The following is a 16,773-nucleotide window of genomic DNA, read 5'->3' as shown; positions in this document are numbered from 1 at the left end:
CGGTCTCAGGTCAGTTCGTCACGCGGAAGGTGGCGTCGCTGCGTGCTGTCGCGGTGGTGATCGGGTCGAGCTTCAGGTAGTAGGCGTAGTGGCGGATGTACCGGTCGGGGTGGTTGTAGGACTGGAACGACGACCAGCTCGAGTCGGCGAGGCCGGCGACCTGGCGGAAGGTCGCGTCCGCGGCGAACTGGGTGGTGCCGTCGTTGTGGGCGAGCCGGAAGTCGTAGTCGGAGTGCCGCAGGAAGTGTCCGGGGTAGTTCACCGACTCGAAGGAGACGGTGCCGGAGCCCGCCAGGCCGGGCCGCAGCCGGAACTGCGCGTCCGGGCCGGTGATGTTCTGATCGATGCGCACGTCGAAGTTGGTGTGCCGTACGTACCGGTCCTGGAAGTTGTACGACTGGAGCCGGTTGGCCGCGGTGTTGGGCCAGCGTGCGAGCACACGGCTCTCCTCGGCGGCCGTCAGGTTCATGATCCAGCCGTGGCGCTTCTTCGTGCCGCCCATGGTGTAGCTTCCCGACGCCGGCTTCTGGTAGGTCGCGGGGTTGGACGGGTCGGTCGTCACGACCGGCATGTAACCGCCGCTGGTGGCGTACTGGTCGAGGTAGAGCGCCCACTTGTTGGTGCCGTTGAACTTCATCCACATCGGGCCCTCGACCATCGACCCGGTCAGACCGATGCCGGAGAGGTTGCCCAGGTTCGTCCACGTCCCCAGGATCGAGTTGCTGCCCTCGAGGGTGATCTGCCCGTCGCCGGAGGCCCGCACGTAACGGTAGTTACCCACTCCGGAGGGCATCTCGATGATCTGGGTGTCGATGATTTCCTGGCTGCCGGGGCGGTCGATGTAGAGCTGCGGGGTGGTGATGGTGCGGAAGTCGCTGGTGCGGGCGTAGAAGATGCGGTGCTTCGTTGCGCCGTTGAGGGGCACGTTCGTCGCCCAGTACAGGACGTAGTCGTTGGTCTGGGGGTCCCAGATCGCCTCGGGCGCCCAGGCGTTGCGTCCGTCGGGGATCGCGCCGGCGACGTTGAGCAGCCACGGCTGCGACCAGGTGACCAGGTCCGTCGACTCCCACACCACCAGGTTGCGGCTGCCGTCGTTGATGGACTGACTCCACGTCTGCCCGCAGTCGATGCACAGGTCGGTCGCGATGATCCAGTACTTGCTGCCGTCGGGGGATCTCACGAATGCGGGGTCACGCACCCCCTGCGTGCCGACCGTGGAGCGCAGGACCATGCCGCCGCCGTTGAGGTCGTTCCAGTGCAGGCCGTCCGTGCTGTGCGAGAGGTACATCTGCTGGTTGGTCGCCCCCTCGCCGGTGAAGTGCACCATCAGGTAGCCGGGGTCGGCGGCGGCTGCCCGCTGAGGTGTGATCACGGACTGGGAGGTGAAGAAGAGGCCGACGGCGACCAGTATCGCCGCGACCCGGGTGAGAACCCTTGCCATGTGCGTTTCCTGTCTTTCTGCGGGTGCCGGAGCGGGGTGAAAGCGGAGTGTCGGGCGCGTGACCACTGGAGTCGGCGGACGGCCTGTTCCACACCGGCAGATGCGGGAGCAATGCTCATGACAGAGACATCCTTGTTTCGCGCCGCGGAGCGGGAGCGGAGGCGAGCCAGAAGGTCCGGCGAGCGCATCTTGTTCGAAATGCCGGACACTGTTCGTAATTTTGGCGAAAAGTTAGGGTGCGGTAAGAGCGGGTGTCAAGAGGGAGAGCAGAGAGGAGCAGTGTTGGTCCGCTGCCCAGGGTCGCCGAGCGTGCTGCTGGTGTTCGCCGGTGACGTGACGTGACGTGGCTCGACAAGACCGACGCGGCCGTCGTCGGGTTCGTCGTACGGCGCGTCACGGACGGTCCGGTCGAGCAGGACCTCGGGTGCCGCGCGGGCTCACCGGCCGCGGCGACAGCCATCCGGGCCAGGGGTGCCGCCTCCTGCGAGAAGCTCATGACCTGCACCGAGATCTGGTTGCCGAAGTGTCACCTGGTGACCACCGGGTGACCGCCACCCGCCGGGCGTTTTGTCGGATCCGGGGAAACGATGGGGGACGTCACCGCGAGCAACCAGCCGCCGAAGTACCGCGCGAACGCCCGAACCGCGCTGGAAGGAGATGTCATGACCGCTCCCGCTCTCAAGGCGCCGACTGCACCAGGGGTGCGGTCCTGGTGGGGGATCCCGTACGCCACCGCCGAGCGGTACCGCCGCCCCGTGGTCGCGGGCTTCGATCCGGGCCTCCCCCATGACCGCAAGGGCGTCGTCTCGGTCCAGCCCGACAGCGGTGACTGGCTCGAAGCGGACAGCGGGATGGGCGAGGACTGTCTGAACCTGAACGTGTGGGCCCCTGAGCAGCCGGCCGACAAGGCGCTTCCGGTGACCGTGTACATCCACGGCGGTGGATTCGAGTACGGCGCGAACACACAGATCACCTCCAACGCCGCCGGTCTCGCCGCGACGGGGCGCGTGGTGAGCGTGTCGGTCAACTACCGGCTCGGCGCCCTGGGCGCGCTCTCGCTCTCGCAATACGGCGGGCGGCTCGCCGAGGCAAGCAACCTTTTCCTGCAGGACGTCATCGCCGCACTCACCTGGGTCAAGCGGAACATCGCCCACTTCGGCGGCGATCCCGACCAGGTCACGGTCTACGGCCACAGCGCCGGCGCCTACTCCACCTTCGGTCTGCTCGGCGCCTCCTCCGCCGACGGCCTGTACCGGCGACTGGCCGGGTTCTCCGGCGGGCCCGCTCGTAGCGTCCCGGCCTGGTGGGCCGAGGAGCTCGCGCACCTGTTCGTCACCGAACTCGGCGTGGCGGACAACCCGGAGAAACTGCTCGACCTCGACGCGGTCTCTCTGAGGGACGCCCTGCGCAAGGTCGCCCCGACGGACCTCGGAATCCGCGGCGGGGTGGACAACAAGGCCACCGGCGTCGTCCTGGACATCGGGCAGCCCGGCGCGGTGGTGCACGCCCATCCCATGGACGTCCTCGCCTCGGGCGCGCACCGCGATGTCGACGTGCTGCTGAGCATGGCGAGTGACGACATGGGGTGGTGGGTGGCGAACGACCTCGACCGCTTCGACCCGCACACCCGCGACCGCGTCGTCGACGAGGTCGCGGGGTGGCGTATTTCCCGCTCCCGCGCGAAGAAGATCGTCGACGCCTACGACCAGGGCGGCCGTACCCCGGCCGAGGTCCGCGCCGCGGTCATGGCGGACTACCTCTTCGCGCTCCCGGCCGCCCGCGGCGCCCTGGCGCACGCCGCCGCGGGCGGCAACGCCCATCTCCTGATGATCGGGCCCGCCGAGGGCGCGCCCGCGGTGCACGGCACCGAGATGTACGCCCTGGTCGGCCAGGAACAGCCGGGCCGCAGCGCCGAACAAGCCGAGCGTGACACGCGGATCCGCGACATCGTGCTCGACTTCGCCACCGGTGAGCAGTCCAGTCTGTGGCCCGCCGTCACGGACGAACCCACCTCGGGAAGCGTCGGCAATCCGCCCTTCGAGGCCACCGCCCACTACCAGCAGGCCCTCGGCCTGTGGGAGGGCATCGACCGCCCCTGACGGCTGGCGGGACACCATCCGGAAGAGCACACCAAGGGGCGAAACAGAGTGAGGAACTCGGTATGAGCCGACCGATAGCAGCCGGCGACGGCGCACCGGCGACGATGCGGGCCGTCGTCGTCACCCGGCCCGGCGGCCTGGACGCACTTCGGATCAAGGACCTGCCGGTGCCGGTACGCGAGCCCGGCTGGGTGCGGATCAGGGTGAAGGCGTTCGGCGTCAACGAGTCCGAGGTCACCACCCGCAAGGGCGAGTCGGACGCGGTGGTCACCTACCCGCGGGTTCCCGGCATCGAGGGCGTCGGCGTGGTCGACGAGGCCGACGAGCACAGCCGGCTGCGCCCGGGCCGGCAGGTGGCCACCATGATGGGCAACATGGGCCGCTCGTACGACGGCGCGTACGCCCAGTACGTCACCGTCCCCGCGGCACAGGTCATCCCGTTCGAGACCACCCTGCCGTGGGACGTGGTCGGCGCCCTGCCCGAGATGTTCCAGACCGCCTACGGCTCCCTGACCCGCGGCCTGGACCTCGAGGCCGGACAGACGCTGCTGATCCGCGGCGGCACCTCCACGGTCGGGTTGAGCGCGGCGGCGATGGCCAAGGAGCTCGGCGCCACCGTCATCTCCACCACGCGTCACGCCGGACGGGCCGACGAACTGCGGGCCATGGGCGTCGACCATCCGATCGTGGACGACGGACACATCGCCGAGAAGGTTCGGGGCCTCGCACCGCAGGGTGTGGACGCCGCGCTGGAACTGGTGGGCTGCACAGCCCTGCCGGACACCTTCGGATGCGTGCGCGTGCACGGCACCGTCTGCTTCACCGGTGCCCTGGGCGGCGCGTGGGCCATCCCCGACTTCACCCCGTTCATGATCCCCAGCGGGGTGCGGCTGACCAGCTACGCGGGCGAGGCCGCCGACCTCCCGGCCGACGTCTTCGCCGATCAACTCCAGGCCATCGCGGAGGGACGCCTCAAGGTCCCGGTCGCGAAGGTCTACCACGGCCTGGAGCAGGTCCGGGACGCCCAGGCCGACCTCGAATCCGGCACCACGCCGGGCAAGCACGTCGTCGTCCTGGACGACTGAGAACTGATCGCGGGAAGCGCCAAGGCCATCGCCGCGAGACCGCTGCCGTCAGGCGTCGGACCTCGCTTCGCGGGCCGCGAAGGCGGCCGGGGTGAGACCGGTGCGGTCGCGGAAGAAGCGGCCGAAGTTCGCGGGATCGGTGAAGCCGAGGTGGACGGCCACAGCCCGGGCATCCCACCGGGCACCTCCCAGCAGGCGCCGGGCTTCCAGGAGACGCCGCTCGTCGATCAGTTCACGTACCCCCTTGCCGGTGGCGTCCCGGGCGGCACGGCTCAGGGTGCGGACCGAACAGCCGAGCAACTCGGCGTAGTCCGCGGCTTGGTGCAGCTCGCGAAAGTGCAGCTCCAAGGCGTCCAGGAAGCGCCCGAACCTCTCGGCACGGCCCGCGCCGGCCGCGGCCGTGCCGATGGGGGCGATGCCGGGGGAGTTGGCCAGGCGCAGCAGCAGCGATTCGAGCAGGCTGCGCCGCAGGGCGTGGTGGATGTCGAGGGGGCGGCGCCCGAGTGCGCGGTGTTCGTCCAGGAGCTGGAGTGCCGTCTGCTGGAGCCAGGCGGCGTCGTCGGGGTGCGGGCTGAGCACGGCAGGGGCCTCGTGCGCGGTGAGCGGGGCCAGGAGACGGGCGATGTCGGGCCGCAGCACGTCCGGTTCGAACAGGATGAACGGGCCGCGGGCCGCGCTCGGCGGATGCCAGCACTGCGCATGCCCGGGACGCACCCACAGCCACTGGCCGGGGGCGACCGTCCGCGTGACGTAGTCGACGTCATGCCGCAACTCCCCCTCGGTGACCCCGATGAGGTAGTGGAAGGTGGCACGGCCCGGACGGGGCGGGTTCCACGGCCAGTCATCGTGCTGGACGAAGAAATCCTCGACGGTACTCACCTCGAGGCCGTACGGAGTACCGACCGGGGGCTGGAAACCGTACAGCGGAACCGCAGCCGGTCCGGCCTGCCCGTTCGACCCCGAGTGTCGCTTCTCGACCATCACGTGTCCGCAGCCTACCGCTCTTCCCGTCGGCTTCGACGCAAGGATGGGACGTGCCACGGCGCCCGCGCGGCGCGCCCTCCGCCTCCTTCGATGCCGCAGTCCGTCACCACCCGAGAAGGCCCACCACCCATGAACCCATCGACCCTGCACAAGACCGCCGTCGACTGCGCGGAGAAGCTCCCCGGAGCCCAGCTGGAGCATCCCTTCGGCCCCGACTGGGAGGTCTACAAGGTGCGCGGCAAGGAGCTCGTCGGGGAGCTCGGCCCCGACTCCTACCGGCTCGTCGTCGCGCACCTGCCCGAGGCCGAGCGGCCCGTCGACCCGCACACCTACGGCACCGGCACGCGGGCGGCCCGGTGAGCGCGGCCGGTGACCGCCTCCAGGACACCGCCCGCCGGACGGCCCTGGCCCTCCCCGACGTCAGTCACGGCTACCCCTTCACCCCGGGACTCGACGTGTACAAGGTCGCGGGCAAGGTGTTCCTGATCGTCACCGACGACCCGGACGAGCAGATCATCACGGTCAAGTGCGAACCCGAACGCGCCCGCGCCCACGTACACGCCTACGCCTCGATCACACCGGGCCGCTACCTCGACAAACGCCACTGGATCTCCCTCGGTCCTGGGCCCGGCATCACCGAGCGGCTGATCACCGACGCGGTCGTGGATTCCTACGACCTGGTCGCCGAGCGGCTGCCGCGACGCGACCGCCCCGGTGCCCGATGAGCGCCGCGAGCTTCCCCACGAGCGGCTGAGCCGAAGCCTGTCAGTGCCCCGTGCACGGCTCGCCACGTCCGCACACGTCCGCACACGTCCGCTTCCGACCCGAGAGACCGATGGAACCGGCCGAAGCGACCCTGCCGCTCTTCGACGAGGAGCCCGCCCGACCCTCGCCGACCACCTGCACGCCGATGGCCATCGCCTCGTCCGGCTGCGGACACTGCGCGGAGGGCGATGTCGTTCAGGCCGTGGGGAGGGCCTGTTCGGCCCAGATCGTCTTGCCGTCGTAGGTCTGGCGGGTGCCCCAGCCCTGGGTGAGCTGGGCTACGAGGAGCAGGCCGCGGCCGCCTTCGTCGAAGGTGCGGGCGCGGCGCAGGTGGGGGGCGGTGTTGCTGGCGTCGGAGACTTCGCAGATGAGGTTGCGGTCCCGGATGAGCCGGAGCTGGATGGGGGCGCCGCCGTAGCGGATGGCGTTGGTGACGAGTTCGCTGACGACCAGTTCGGTGACGAAGGCGGCCTCGTCCAGGCCCCAGGTGGCCAGCTGCCGACGCGTGTTCTTACGGGTCTCGGCGACCGCTGCGGGATCCGCCGGCACGTCCCAGGTGGCGACATGTGCCGCGTCCAGGGCGCGGGTGCGGGCTATCAGCAGCGCCACGTCGTCGGCGGGGCGGTCGGGGAGAAGCCTCCGGATCACGGTGTCGCAGGTGTCCTCCAAGGACGCGGCCGGCCGGGCCAGCACCTCGCGCAGCGCGTCGAGGCCCTCGTCGATGTCGCGGCCACGCTCCTCGACGAGACCGTCGGTGTACAGCGCGAGAAGGCTGCCCTCGGGCAGTTCGATCTCGGTGGCTTCGAAGGGCAGGCCGCCGAGCCCCAGCGGCGGACCCGCGGGGAGGTCGGGAAACTCCACGGTGCCGTCCGGCGTCGCCACCGCGGGTGCGGGGTGGCCCGCGCGAGCCATGGTGCAGCGTCGGGAGACCGGGTCGTAGACGGCGTACAGACAGGTCGCGCCGATGTCGCCCACGGCGTCGGCTGTGGTTTCGGCCTCGGCGGACAGGCGGATGACCAGGTCGTCCAGGTGGGTCAGCAGCTCGTCGGGCGGGAGGTCGACATCGGCGAGAGTGCGTACGGCGGTGCGCAGCCGTCCCATGGTGGCCGACGCATGAATGCCGTGGCCGACGACGTCGCCGACGACGAGCGCGACCCGGGCGCCGGACAACGGGATCACATCGAACCAGTCGCCGCCGACGCCGGCCTGCGCGCTGGCGGGCAGGTAGCGGGAGGCGGCGTCGACGGCGGCCTGCGGGGGCAGCCGTTGCGGCAGGAGACTGCTCTGCAGGGTGAGGGAGGTGCGGCGCTCACGGTCGTAGCGGCGGGCGTTGTCGATGCAGACGGCGGCCCTGGCGGTGATCTCCTCGCCGAGGAGCAGGTCGTCCCGCTCGAAGGGTTCCGGGCGCCGGTGGCGGGAGAACGTCGCCACGCCGAGAGTGATGCCGCGGGCCCGCATCGGCACGGCCAGCACCGAGTGGAAGCCAAAGCGTCGCATCCGCTCGGCCCGGTCCGGGGTCTGGCTCGCCACCCGGTCCATCGCGGAAGCGGTCACGTTCTCGATCAGCGGTCGGCCGGCGCTCAGGCACCTGGCCGCAGTCGACTCGTCCGGGTAGGCGGCCACTGTTCCGCGCTCCACCACGACCTCGGGGCAGCCCTCCAGGACCGACTGGTAGGCGACACGGCGCAGCATGACCGGGCCGGCCGGCGAACTGGCGCGTGGGTCGTCGCCGCCTTCGATGGCGGGCAGCAGGTCGACGGTGACGAAGTCCGCGAGGTGCGGGATGGCGACGTCGGCCAGTTCCTGCGCGGTCCGGGCCAGGTCCAGGGTGCTGCCGATGCGGATACTGGCCTCGTTGAGCAGGGCCAGACGCCGTCGGGCCAGGTGCTCCTCAGTCACGTCGGAGGCGGAGAGGAGCACGCCCCGTACCGTTCCCCCGGCGTCCTTCACGGGGGTGAGCGACGTCGACCAGATGCTCTCGCTCCTGTGGCCCGCCAGGCGCAGGACCTGCTGCAGATGCTGCTGTTCTCCGGTCTCCAGCGCCCGCCGCATGCACTGCTCCGTCCGGTCGCCCTCGGAGTCGACCACGATCTCCGACACCCGAAGCCCCTGCATCGCCGCCTCGGGCAGGCCGATCACCCGCTCCATGTCCGCGTTCGCCCGCCGCAGCCGCAGACCGGTGTCGTAGAGCGCCGACGTGGCCGGGGACTGGGTGAACGCCCACCTCAGCAGCGCGTTGTCCTGCAGGGGCGACGGCGGCCGGGCCAGGGGGGAGACCAGGAGCCACTCGTCGCCCCCGTCGTCCTCGGAGTGGGGTTCCCGGCGGTGGGCCAGCAGGTTCACTGTGAGGTGGTGGCCGTCCGAGTGCAGGAGAGTCGCCGCCCCGTTCCACCTCGGCAGCGTGTGCAGGGAGCGCAGCGCCTCCAAGGGCGGCTCCGCGGCGAGCAACGGCGCCGCGGGCCGGCCGATGATCTCCGCGGCCCGGTATCCGAGCAGTCGCCGTGCGCCCTCGCTCCACCCGGTCACAATGCCGCGGGGATCCACGGTGGCTCTGGCCGTGGCCGACTCGTCGACGGGGTCCTCCGGCCGCAAGGCCGCCCGATCGTCGTCGGCGGCTTCAGAACCCGTCATCACGTTCATCCGCCCTCACCTCGGTCGGGAAGTGGTTGAACATATAAGCTTAACGAGGTCATAAGTCCCAAAAGGCTACCAATGATCGATGATGGGGGTCCTGCCATGACTGCCACCAGCGAGGGGACGTGGCCGGACGCGGCCGATTGGACCGGGAAGATCTACAGCGGCGGCTGGCGGCAGTCCGGGGGCGGGACCCAGCCGGTGACCGAACCGGCGACGGGGGAGCGACTGGCGGAGGTGGGTGTGGCGGCGCCCGCGGATGTCGCCCGGGCCGGTGCCCTGGCCGCCCGGGCTCAGCGGGCCTGGGCCGAGACGGCACCTCAGGAGCGCGCCGAGGTGCTGCTCGGTACCGCCCGGGCACTGCGCGACCACAGCGGGGACGTCCGCCAGTGGATCGTCAGGGAGTCCGGAGGCGTCCCGGCGAAGGGCGACTACGAGATCGCGGCCGGACTCAGTCAGCTGTCGCAGGCCGCCGGGCTCGCCTCGCTGCCTCGCGGCGAGATCCTGAGCCCGCCGACACCCGGCCCGGCCAGTTACGCGTGGCGGGTACCGCTGGGTGTGGTCGGCGTCATCAACCCCTGGAACGCCCCCCTGCTGTTCGCCATGCGGGCCCTCGCTCCCGCCCTCGTGCTGGGCAACGCCGTCCTGCTCAAACCCGATCCCCACACGCCGGTGTCCGGCGGCATCGTCGTGGCGCGGCTGTTCGAGGAGGCCGGACTTCCCGAGGGGCTGCTGCACGTGCTGCCCGGAGGCCCCGGCACCGGTGAGGCGGTCGTGGCCGATCCGCACGTCGCCATGGTCGTGTTCACCGGGTCCACCCAGGCGGGACGGGCGGTGGCCCGGGCCGCGGGCGACGGGCTCAAGCGGGTGGGCCTGGAACTGGGCGGCAAGAACTCGATCGTCGTGCTCGACGACGCGGACATCGACGCCGCCGCGGCGGCCGGGGCGATGAGTTCCTTCGGCTATCAGGGGCAGGCCTGCGTCGCCGCCGGACGTCATCTGGTGCACGCCGACATCATGGAGCCGTACACCGAGGCACTGATCGGACAGGCCGACGCGCTGCGGGTCGGCGACCCCCGCGAGGAGGGCGTGGCCCTCGGCCCCGTGATCAGCGAGCGCCAGGCGGCGAACATCGAACGCATCGTGGACGAGAGCGTGGCCGCCGGGGCACGGGTGCTGGCCGGCGGACGCCGCGACGGGCTGTTCTACCCGCCCACCGTCCTGGACCACGTCGCGCGGACCATGCCCGCCTTCACCGAGGAGATCTTCGGGCCGGTCGCCCCTGTCGTCGCCTTCCGTACCGACACGGAGGCCGTCGAGATCGCCAACGACACCGTGTACGGCCTCACAGCGGCCGTGCACTCCCGTTCGGTGCCGCGGGCCGCGGCCATCGCCGAGCAGTTGCGCACCGGCATGGTGCACCTCAACGACGTCTCCGCCAAGGACGCCGCGAACGCCCCCTTCGGCGGAATGGGAGCATCGGGCAACGGCTCCCGCATCGGCGGCACCGCCAATCTGGAGCAGTTCACCCAGTGGCGCTGGATGACGGTGGCCGAGGGGGCCTGACGGGCCGTTCGTTCGGCGGTCGGTGGCGGCGGCAGGGCTTGTGCCTGTACGCCCACGAGGACACGGTCTCGTCGTCACGCGTCGGTATGACGACCCGTACGGGAACCCGAGGTGCTCGGAGCCGCCGACGTGGGGATCGGCGGACGAGAACCATGCCTGCCTGGGCAAGCCGACGGACTCGGTGACCGGCTTGGACCTGCCCGGGGCGCGCAACTACGACCCGCCCTGGGGCGCTTCCCCATGCCCGACCCGCTGTTCCAGTCGGGCGACCAGAATCAGACGGGCGGGTGCACGTACGCGGCGGACGCCCGGCGAGCGGCTCGGATCCGACCGGGTTCGACGACTGGTATCGCGTACTCGGGCCGAAAGACCCCGTCGTGCCGGTCATCGCGCCGGGAGAACCGAGACGCCGCCCCCTGGAGCAAGTACGACTGGGGCGCCCGAACGAGCCCTTCGCCGCAGCGGCTCTCGGAGTCATGGTCACGTCACGGCTGCTGGTTCGTGCGAGGGCTGTAACAAACGCGGGCCGACGGTCATCCGGCTCCCCCGAGTGGCAAGACTAGCCATGTCGCGTACACATCGGCCGACTTCGGTCGGTCACGGGGGAAGAGGAAACGGCATGAACTCGAAGACGGTCGGAGCCGGCTCATCGCGTCGGGGCCTGCGTGGCGCCGTCCTGGGCGCGACCATGGTCGCGGCTCTGTTGACGGCCACCGCCTGCCAGCCCTCCGAAGGTGACGACAAGGCAGCCGCATCGCCGACCGCCGCCCGCTCGGGCTCCGCCTCGGCCGGGGGGAGTACGTCGGAGAGCACCGAGTCCACGGGCGACTCCGGGACCGGCAGCAGCAGCACGACGGGCGCGGGGACCGGGGACAGCGGCGAGACCGGCGGCGGCAACGGCACCGCGTACGCCGACTGCCAGGTCACCGGGCTCAACACCGCGGTCGAGCTTCAGGACGGTGCAGGAGAGACCCCCCGCCACTTCCTGCTGACCGTCACCAACAGCACCAGGACGCCGTGCGTTCTCAACGACGCGCCGCAGGTGCGGCTCAAGGCCGGCAACGACGCCCCGAGCGTCGATACGCTCGGAGAGCCGGACACCGAACCCGTCGTCGTCGAGGGAGGCGGCAAGGCGTACGCCGGCCTGTACGTCTTCGGCAATGACGAGGGCGGCGAGGCGGAGTACGACCAGTCCGACCGTTTCACCGCCACCCTGGTCGCCGGCGAGGGCACCGAACTGAGGGGCACGCTCATCTTCGACCTGCCCGACGGTCTCGACACGGTCTCCGTCGACGACGCGGCGCGGGTGAACGGCTGGGCCGGCACCGAGGGACTGGCGATGCGCCCGATCACCCAGCTCTGAGAAGTGGCGCGGGGGACCGCCGCACGCCCTCAGGTGGCGGGGCCGCGCCACTGCTTCAGGCGGTTGATGCACCGTTCGACGGTGTTGCGCTGCTCGTCGGTCGCGCGGTCGAAGGCCGGTGACCTGCTGCCGCGGCTGCCCGGCGTAGCCGGTGTCCGCGCGGGTCGGCGGGGACGGGGATCACCGCCCGGATACCGCGCTGCGCAGGTGCTCGCGGATCGCGCGGGAGGAATACGGGGACGCGCAGGCGGGCCATGACGTCGGTGAAGGCGGGCGCGTCACCGGCCTGGCCGGCGGTGAGGCGATGGACGACGGTCGGTGGGTGCTGATCCATCGCCTCAACGCGGTACCGGAGGACACGGACCGCGAGCACCGCATTGTCGGCCTGGTCGTCAGTGCGGGAAGCGGCGGGGCGGGCGAGTCACTGTGGATTCGCGGAACTCGGCAATCCGTGAATGGACTTGGCGCATCAGGTGGGTGTCCTCGATCCGGTCCAGGTAGAGGCAGCGTGCTGCCAGGCCCGGCAGGTCGAAGGCGAAGTACAGGGACATCAGCGGGTTCACGAACAACTCGCTGCCCCGGGTGCGGTCGGTGAACCGGACATCGCCGAACGAGCCGCGCACGGCTGCAGCGATGGAACCGTTCACGATGCTGGGGTGCTCCGGGGTGTGCTGCTGAGCGTGCGTCACCGCGTCGAGGTAGAGAGCGCCCTCACGGGTGGCACGCGGTATCGAGAACGCACCGAGGTATGCGCCGTCGCGCTCCAGCGCGGCGATGTTCTCCAATACCTGCACATGGTTCACGCCGTGGTACGCGTCCACCCCGAAGCCGACTGAAACGACGAGGCGGGTCGGTATACCGTCCAGCGCGGCCAGTGCCGCCACGCTGGCCAAGTCCTCTTCCGGAGTGCCGAGCCCGGCTTCGTCACCGCGCATCAAGATGTCCGTACCGCCGTCGACCAGTACCACGGCGTCAATACGGTGCAGCTCGACCAGTGCTTGGTAGGCGGCGCGCAGCGGACGTACCCCGGTCCGGGGGAAGGCGTACACGGTGAACGGGTAGCCGTGCCGGTGCAGCCACTGAGCGAGGGTCCGCTCCGGGAAGTAGCTCTGGTGCAGAGCGGAGTCGGGAGTGACAGCGGCCAGGTCGGGGGCGACCCAGTCATCGATCGGAAGACCCTCGAGCGCGCTGAAGGAAAGGTTCGCGAGATACACCTGCTTGCCCTGATGCAAGAGGGAAAGAGCCAACGGCAGGCCGGAGTAGATGTCGAAGCCCCCACCCGCGCCCGAGACGAGGATCCGTTCGGCGTCGGCAAGCCCAGTGAAAAGCGGGTTGGAGTGGAGAGACGTCATACCGATCATTGTCCCGGGACCCGGCGCCGGGCGCTCCCGAGTTCTCGAAGACGAGCCCTGAGAGACGGAGAACTGATGGAGCGTCACTTCTGATCGAGGTCGTGGCCCAGGCCGCCGACGGACTGCAGGCCCTCGAGCCGGCCGCGGCACACCGCATCGACGTGGCCCTCGTCGACGTACGGATGCCCCGCATGGACGGCATCACCGCCACGACCCGGCTACGGGCCCTCCCGCACCCCCCGAAGGTGATCACTCTGACCACCTTCGACCTCGACGAATACGTCTACGACGCCCTCGCCGCCGGAGCCGACGGGTTCCTCCTCAAGGACACCGACCCCGCCGAGATCCTGCGGGCCGTCCACCTGGTGGCCGCCGGGTCGGCCATGCTCCACCCCACCGCTGCCCGGCGCCTCATCGACCGCTACCACGCCACGAAACAATCCCAAGTCACAGCCGCCCAGGCCCGGTTGGAGCGGCTCACACCCCGCGAACGGGACGTGCTCGCGCTGCTCGCCCAGGGCGACACCAACGCCGACATCGCCACCCGGCTCGCCATGCGCGAGAGCACCGTCAAGGCACACGTGAGCCGCATCCTGACCGCGCTGGAGGTCACCAACCGCGTCCAGGCCGCCCTCGTGGCCCGCGACGCCGGCCTCACCAGCTGACCGCAACGGCATGCGTGCCCGTCACCGCTGCCGTGCCGTGCCCAGCTCGTCGGTGTACCGGGCGAGGGCGTCCTCGGCCGTGGGCACGGGGCCGAACAGCTGCTCCTGGCGGCGGGTGTCGGCGACGTAGCGGCCGGTGTCGAACCAGCTGAACATCGCGGCCATGTCCTTGACGAGGGGCAGGAAGCGGCCGGCGACGGCACCCGCGGCGCGGGCGACGATCGATGGCACGGCCCGCACCTTGATCTTCTTCCCGGCCCGCCTGCCCATCAGGTCGGCCATCTCGCGCATGCTGACCGGACGGTCCCAGCCGATGTCGACGCGCTCACCGTCGGTGGCCTCGGCGTCGACGGCGGCGGCCAGGTACGCCGCGAGCTCGGAGGTGTGGACGAAGGTCAGTGGGACGGTGGCCTTGCCGATCCACGTCAGACGGCCCTTGTCGATCGGGTCGCCCGCCATGGTCGCGATCTGGTCGAGGAACGCGCCCGGGCGCAGTGCGACGAAGGGGACGCGGAGCTGTTCGAGCCTGTCCTCGGCGAGCTTCTTGTGCCAGAAGTGCGGGACCTGGGGCGTCTGGTCGCTGGTGAGGATGCTGGTCAGGACGAACCGTCGGATGCCGGAGCGATGGGCGGCCTCGGCGAGGTTGGCGTTGCCGACGGTGTCGATGTCGTGCGCGTTCTTGCCGCCGCGGGTGTAACCGGCGGCGGTGGTGATGACGGCGTCGGCGCCGTTCATGGCGGCGACGAGCGAGTCGAGGTCGAGCATGTCGCCGCGGGCGATCTCGACACCCCGCTTTTCGAGCCTGCTCGCGTCGGTGGTCGGCCGGACCAGGGCGCGGACGTTTTTGCCGCGCCCCAGGAGTTCGTCGACGACCTTGCCGCCGAGGGATCCGGTCGCGCCGACGACGAGGACAGGGAGGGGGAGGGGGGTAGAGCCGGTGGTGGCCATGGAGGCCTCATTTCCATCAGGTCAGTGGGGGGGGGATGCCGTCGCCCGGGGGGCTCACGGGCGGGCCTGTGGTGGGCGGATCCGCGGTGGGGGCACGGCCGGCCCGCAGCTTGGGGGCGGGGGGGCGAAGGCGCCCGGGACGCGGGCGATGCGGTTGTCCTCGATGTGAGGCCCGACCGCGGCGGGGAAGAGCCGCAGCCCTGCCCCTGACGCTGAGGCACCGACCCCCGTGCTCCCGGCGTACGGGGGGAGTTGGGGCGCGTGGCACCGTTCAGTACGGGCCTTCGTCAACTGCCGCACTGTGTAGTCGAGTTACTCGGACTTTTCCGCCGCAGGGCCGCTGCTGTTGATCGCGTCCGTGATGGCGTAGGCGATACGGACGAAGGACTCCGCCTGCTCCGCCGACAGGTCCCGTGCGGAGGCGACCTCTAGGGTCCGCCACATGGCTGCCAGGGGTTCGCGCAGGGCGCGGCCCTTGTCGGTGAGGTGGACGACCATGACACGCCGGTCGTGCGCGGCCGGCTCGCGGACGAGCAGGCCCGCCTCCTGCATGCGGCGCAGGGACTTGGAGACGGTGGAGTGGTCCAGGCCGACGCTTTCGAGCAGTTCGGACTGGGTCTGGTCGTCCCGGTCGAGGAGCTGCATCAGCAGCAGTTCCTGTCCGGGATGCAGGTCCATCTCGCGGAGCATGGCGGCGGCGCGGGCGCGGTGGGCGCGGGCGAGCTGGAAGATCGCGTAACTCATCGGCCCCTCGCCGGCGGTGCTGGGGGTGCGGTGTGTGGAGCGGGGCATGAGCGGTTCCTCAGACGGTGTGGGTGGGGTAGTCGGTGTAGCCGGCCACTCCGCCGCCGTAGAAGGTCGACGGGTCGGGGGTGTTCAGCGGCGCGTCAGAGCGTAGCCGCTCGACCAGGTCGGGGTTGGCGAGCGCGAGGGCGCCGACGGAGACGAGGTCGGCCGTGCCGTGGTCGATGTCCTTGGCGCGGGTGGGCAGGTCGGTGCCCGCCCGGTTGAGGATCAGCGTGCTGGGCCAGAGGGTGCGCAGGGTGCCCAGCAGTTCCTCGTCGCCCGCGTGGAGGACGTGGAGGTAGGCCAGGCCGAGCGGGCTGAGGGCGCGCAGGAGTGCCGGGTACAGCTCGGCGGTGTCGGACTCGGCGACGTCGTTGTAGGGGTTGCCGGGGGAGATGCGCAGGCCGGTGCGGTCGGCGCCGATCTCGTCGGCCACGGCGGCGGCGACCTCTACGGCGAAGCGGATGCGGTTGTCGAGGGAGCCGCCGTACTGGTCGGTGCGCCGGTTGGTGTTGTCGGCGAGGAACTGGTGCACCAGGTAGCCGTTGGCGCCGTGGATCTCGACACCGTCGGCGCCCGCCGCGACGGCGGCCGCTGCGGCGCGGCGGAAGTCGTCGACGGTCGACTCGACCTCCTGCGTCGACAGGGCACGGGGCGTCGGCATCTCCTGGGGCCCGGACGCGGTGAACATCACGCCCTGCGGCTGGACCGCCGAAGGGGCGACCGGCTGACGACCGTGAGGGGTGTTGTCGGGGTGGGAGATACGGCCGGTGTGCATCAGCTGGATGACGATCCGGCCGTCGGCCGCGTGCACGGCGTCGGTGACCTTGCGCCAGCCGGCGATCTGCTCGTCGTTGTGGATGCCGGGGGTCAGGAGGTAGCCCTGGCCGTCGGCGTTGGGCTGGGTGCCCTCGGTGATGATGAGCGCGTGCGAGGCCCGCTGGGCGTAGTACTCGGCGTTGAGCTCGGTGGGGACGCCTTCCGGCGTGGAGCGGTCACGGGTCATGGGGGCCATGACCAGGCGGTGCGAGAGGGAGATGCCGCCGACGGTGGTCGGTGTCCACAGGGCGTTCAGCATGAATGGT

14 protein-coding genes and 2 pseudogenes are annotated in these 16,773 nt (G+C 70.8%); 8 read left to right on the top strand and 8 right to left on the bottom strand.

Annotated features, from left to right (window positions below):
- Positions 1 to 10 precede the first annotated feature (10 nt).
- Positions 11 to 1,441, bottom strand: a complete 1,431-nt coding sequence (locus tag ACGFWE_RS12135) for a glycoside hydrolase family 43 protein (protein ID WP_393599644.1) — start codon at positions 1,439 to 1,441, stop codon at positions 11 to 13.
- A gap of 338 nt (positions 1,442 to 1,779) precedes the next feature.
- Between ACGFWE_RS12135 and ACGFWE_RS12130 the strand changes: the two genes are divergently transcribed.
- The 3 genes from ACGFWE_RS12130 to ACGFWE_RS12120 all read left to right on the top strand — a co-directional run bounded on the left by ACGFWE_RS12130 (position 1,780) and on the right by ACGFWE_RS12120 (position 4,625).
- Entirely contained in the window at positions 1,780 to 1,989 is a 210-nt protein-coding gene (locus ACGFWE_RS12130) for a hypothetical protein (RefSeq protein ID WP_393599642.1), read from the top strand.
- A 114-nt stretch (positions 1,990 to 2,103) separates the two neighbouring features.
- Positions 2,104 to 3,540: a carboxylesterase family protein gene (locus ACGFWE_RS12125; protein WP_393599640.1), complete on the top strand. Its 1,437-nt coding sequence runs from the start codon at positions 2,104 to 2,106 to the stop codon at positions 3,538 to 3,540.
- A 62-nt stretch (positions 3,541 to 3,602) separates the two neighbouring features.
- On the top strand, positions 3,603 to 4,625 hold the full coding sequence (locus tag ACGFWE_RS12120; RefSeq protein ID WP_393599638.1) for an alcohol dehydrogenase catalytic domain-containing protein: 1,023 nt from the start codon (positions 3,603 to 3,605) through the stop codon (positions 4,623 to 4,625).
- Between the two features lie 48 nt (positions 4,626 to 4,673).
- On the opposite strand, the gene ACGFWE_RS12115 is transcribed toward ACGFWE_RS12120, so the two are convergent.
- Positions 4,674 to 5,504: a helix-turn-helix domain-containing protein gene (locus ACGFWE_RS12115; protein WP_393599636.1), complete on the bottom strand. Its 831-nt coding sequence runs from the start codon at positions 5,502 to 5,504 to the stop codon at positions 4,674 to 4,676.
- Between the two features lie 234 nt (positions 5,505 to 5,738).
- On the opposite strand from ACGFWE_RS12115, the gene ACGFWE_RS12110 reads away from it, so the two are divergent.
- Positions 5,739 to 5,969 (top strand): hypothetical protein, encoded by a 231-nt coding sequence (locus ACGFWE_RS12110; protein ID WP_393599634.1) that lies wholly within the window; start codon positions 5,739 to 5,741, stop codon positions 5,967 to 5,969.
- Complete coding sequence (locus ACGFWE_RS12105) at positions 5,966 to 6,334, top strand: MmcQ/YjbR family DNA-binding protein (RefSeq protein ID WP_352383611.1); 369 nt, start codon at positions 5,966 to 5,968, stop codon at positions 6,332 to 6,334. Before ACGFWE_RS12110 ends, ACGFWE_RS12105 begins: the two co-directional genes overlap by 4 nt.
- A 235-nt stretch (positions 6,335 to 6,569) precedes the next feature.
- On the opposite strand, the gene ACGFWE_RS12100 is transcribed toward ACGFWE_RS12105, so the two are convergent.
- Entirely contained in the window at positions 6,570 to 9,014 is a 2,445-nt protein-coding gene (locus ACGFWE_RS12100; RefSeq protein WP_393599632.1) for a SpoIIE family protein phosphatase, read from the bottom strand.
- Positions 9,015 to 9,110: 96 nt separating this feature from the next.
- On the opposite strand from ACGFWE_RS12100, the gene ACGFWE_RS12095 reads away from it, so the two are divergent.
- Together ACGFWE_RS12095 and ACGFWE_RS12090 are read left to right on the top strand one after the other, a co-directional pair.
- Positions 9,111 to 10,574: an aldehyde dehydrogenase family protein gene (locus ACGFWE_RS12095; RefSeq protein ID WP_393599630.1), complete on the top strand. Its 1,464-nt coding sequence runs from the start codon at positions 9,111 to 9,113 to the stop codon at positions 10,572 to 10,574.
- Positions 10,575 to 11,193: 619 nt separating this feature from the next.
- Complete coding sequence (locus tag ACGFWE_RS12090; RefSeq protein WP_393599628.1) at positions 11,194 to 11,937, top strand: DUF4232 domain-containing protein; 744 nt, start codon at positions 11,194 to 11,196, stop codon at positions 11,935 to 11,937.
- A 35-nt stretch (positions 11,938 to 11,972) separates the two neighbouring features.
- Here ACGFWE_RS12090 and ACGFWE_RS12085 read toward each other — a convergent pair.
- Both ACGFWE_RS12085 and ACGFWE_RS12080 read right to left on the bottom strand, forming a co-directional pair.
- A pseudogene (locus ACGFWE_RS12085) lies at positions 11,973 to 12,274 on the bottom strand (IS5/IS1182 family transposase); the annotation flags it as partial.
- 55 nt (positions 12,275 to 12,329) lie between these two features.
- Positions 12,330 to 13,289 carry a DUF1152 domain-containing protein gene (locus tag ACGFWE_RS12080; RefSeq protein WP_352383603.1) on the bottom strand — a complete coding sequence of 320 codons (960 nt, stop codon included), beginning with the start codon at positions 13,287 to 13,289 and terminating at the stop codon, positions 12,330 to 12,332.
- Between the two features lie 92 nt (positions 13,290 to 13,381).
- Between ACGFWE_RS12080 and ACGFWE_RS12075 the strand changes: the two are divergent.
- Positions 13,382 to 13,954, top strand: a pseudogene (locus ACGFWE_RS12075) (response regulator); the annotation flags it as partial.
- A 21-nt stretch (positions 13,955 to 13,975) separates the two neighbouring features.
- Here ACGFWE_RS12075 and ACGFWE_RS12070 read toward each other — a convergent pair.
- The 3 genes from ACGFWE_RS12070 to ACGFWE_RS12060 all read right to left on the bottom strand — a co-directional run bounded on the left by ACGFWE_RS12070 (position 13,976) and on the right by ACGFWE_RS12060 (position 16,766).
- Entirely contained in the window at positions 13,976 to 14,902 is a 927-nt protein-coding gene (locus tag ACGFWE_RS12070) for an SDR family oxidoreductase (RefSeq protein ID WP_352383601.1), read from the bottom strand.
- A 312-nt stretch (positions 14,903 to 15,214) separates the two neighbouring features.
- On the bottom strand, positions 15,215 to 15,694 hold the full coding sequence (locus ACGFWE_RS12065) for a MarR family winged helix-turn-helix transcriptional regulator (RefSeq protein WP_393599625.1): 480 nt from the start codon (positions 15,692 to 15,694) through the stop codon (positions 15,215 to 15,217).
- A 10-nt stretch (positions 15,695 to 15,704) separates the two neighbouring features.
- Complete coding sequence (locus tag ACGFWE_RS12060) at positions 15,705 to 16,766, bottom strand: alkene reductase (RefSeq protein ID WP_352383597.1); 1,062 nt, start codon at positions 16,764 to 16,766, stop codon at positions 15,705 to 15,707.
- Positions 16,767 to 16,773 lie beyond the last annotated feature (7 nt).

This window comes from Streptomyces sp. NPDC048523 (genome assembly GCF_043199815.1).
Classification (GTDB): Bacteria; Actinomycetota; Actinomycetes; order Streptomycetales; family Streptomycetaceae; genus Streptomyces.
This window is presented reverse-complemented; position numbering and strand designations above follow the sequence as displayed.

Coding starts and splice junctions, on each gene's coding strand:
- ACGFWE_RS12070 (WP_352383601.1), bottom strand. CDS start 14,902: ATGGCCACCACCGGCTCTACCCCCCTCCCCCTCCCTGTCCTCGTCGTC.
- ACGFWE_RS12125 (WP_393599640.1), top strand. CDS start 2,104: ATGACCGCTCCCGCTCTCAAGGCGCCGACTGCACCAGGGGTGCGGTCC.
- ACGFWE_RS12120 (WP_393599638.1), top strand. CDS start 3,603: ATGAGCCGACCGATAGCAGCCGGCGACGGCGCACCGGCGACGATGCGG.
- ACGFWE_RS12065 (WP_393599625.1), bottom strand. CDS start 15,694: ATGCCCCGCTCCACACACCGCACCCCCAGCACCGCCGGCGAGGGGCCG.
- ACGFWE_RS12060 (WP_352383597.1), bottom strand. CDS start 16,766: ATGCTGAACGCCCTGTGGACACCGACCACCGTCGGCGGCATCTCCCTC.
- ACGFWE_RS12095 (WP_393599630.1), top strand. CDS start 9,111: ATGACTGCCACCAGCGAGGGGACGTGGCCGGACGCGGCCGATTGGACC.
- ACGFWE_RS12135 (WP_393599644.1), bottom strand. CDS start 1,441: ATGGCAAGGGTTCTCACCCGGGTCGCGGCGATACTGGTCGCCGTCGGC.
- ACGFWE_RS12110 (WP_393599634.1), top strand. CDS start 5,739: ATGAACCCATCGACCCTGCACAAGACCGCCGTCGACTGCGCGGAGAAG.
- ACGFWE_RS12100 (WP_393599632.1), bottom strand. CDS start 9,014: ATGAACGTGATGACGGGTTCTGAAGCCGCCGACGACGATCGGGCGGCC.
- ACGFWE_RS12090 (WP_393599628.1), top strand. CDS start 11,194: ATGAACTCGAAGACGGTCGGAGCCGGCTCATCGCGTCGGGGCCTGCGT.
- ACGFWE_RS12080 (WP_352383603.1), bottom strand. CDS start 13,289: ATGACGTCTCTCCACTCCAACCCGCTTTTCACTGGGCTTGCCGACGCC.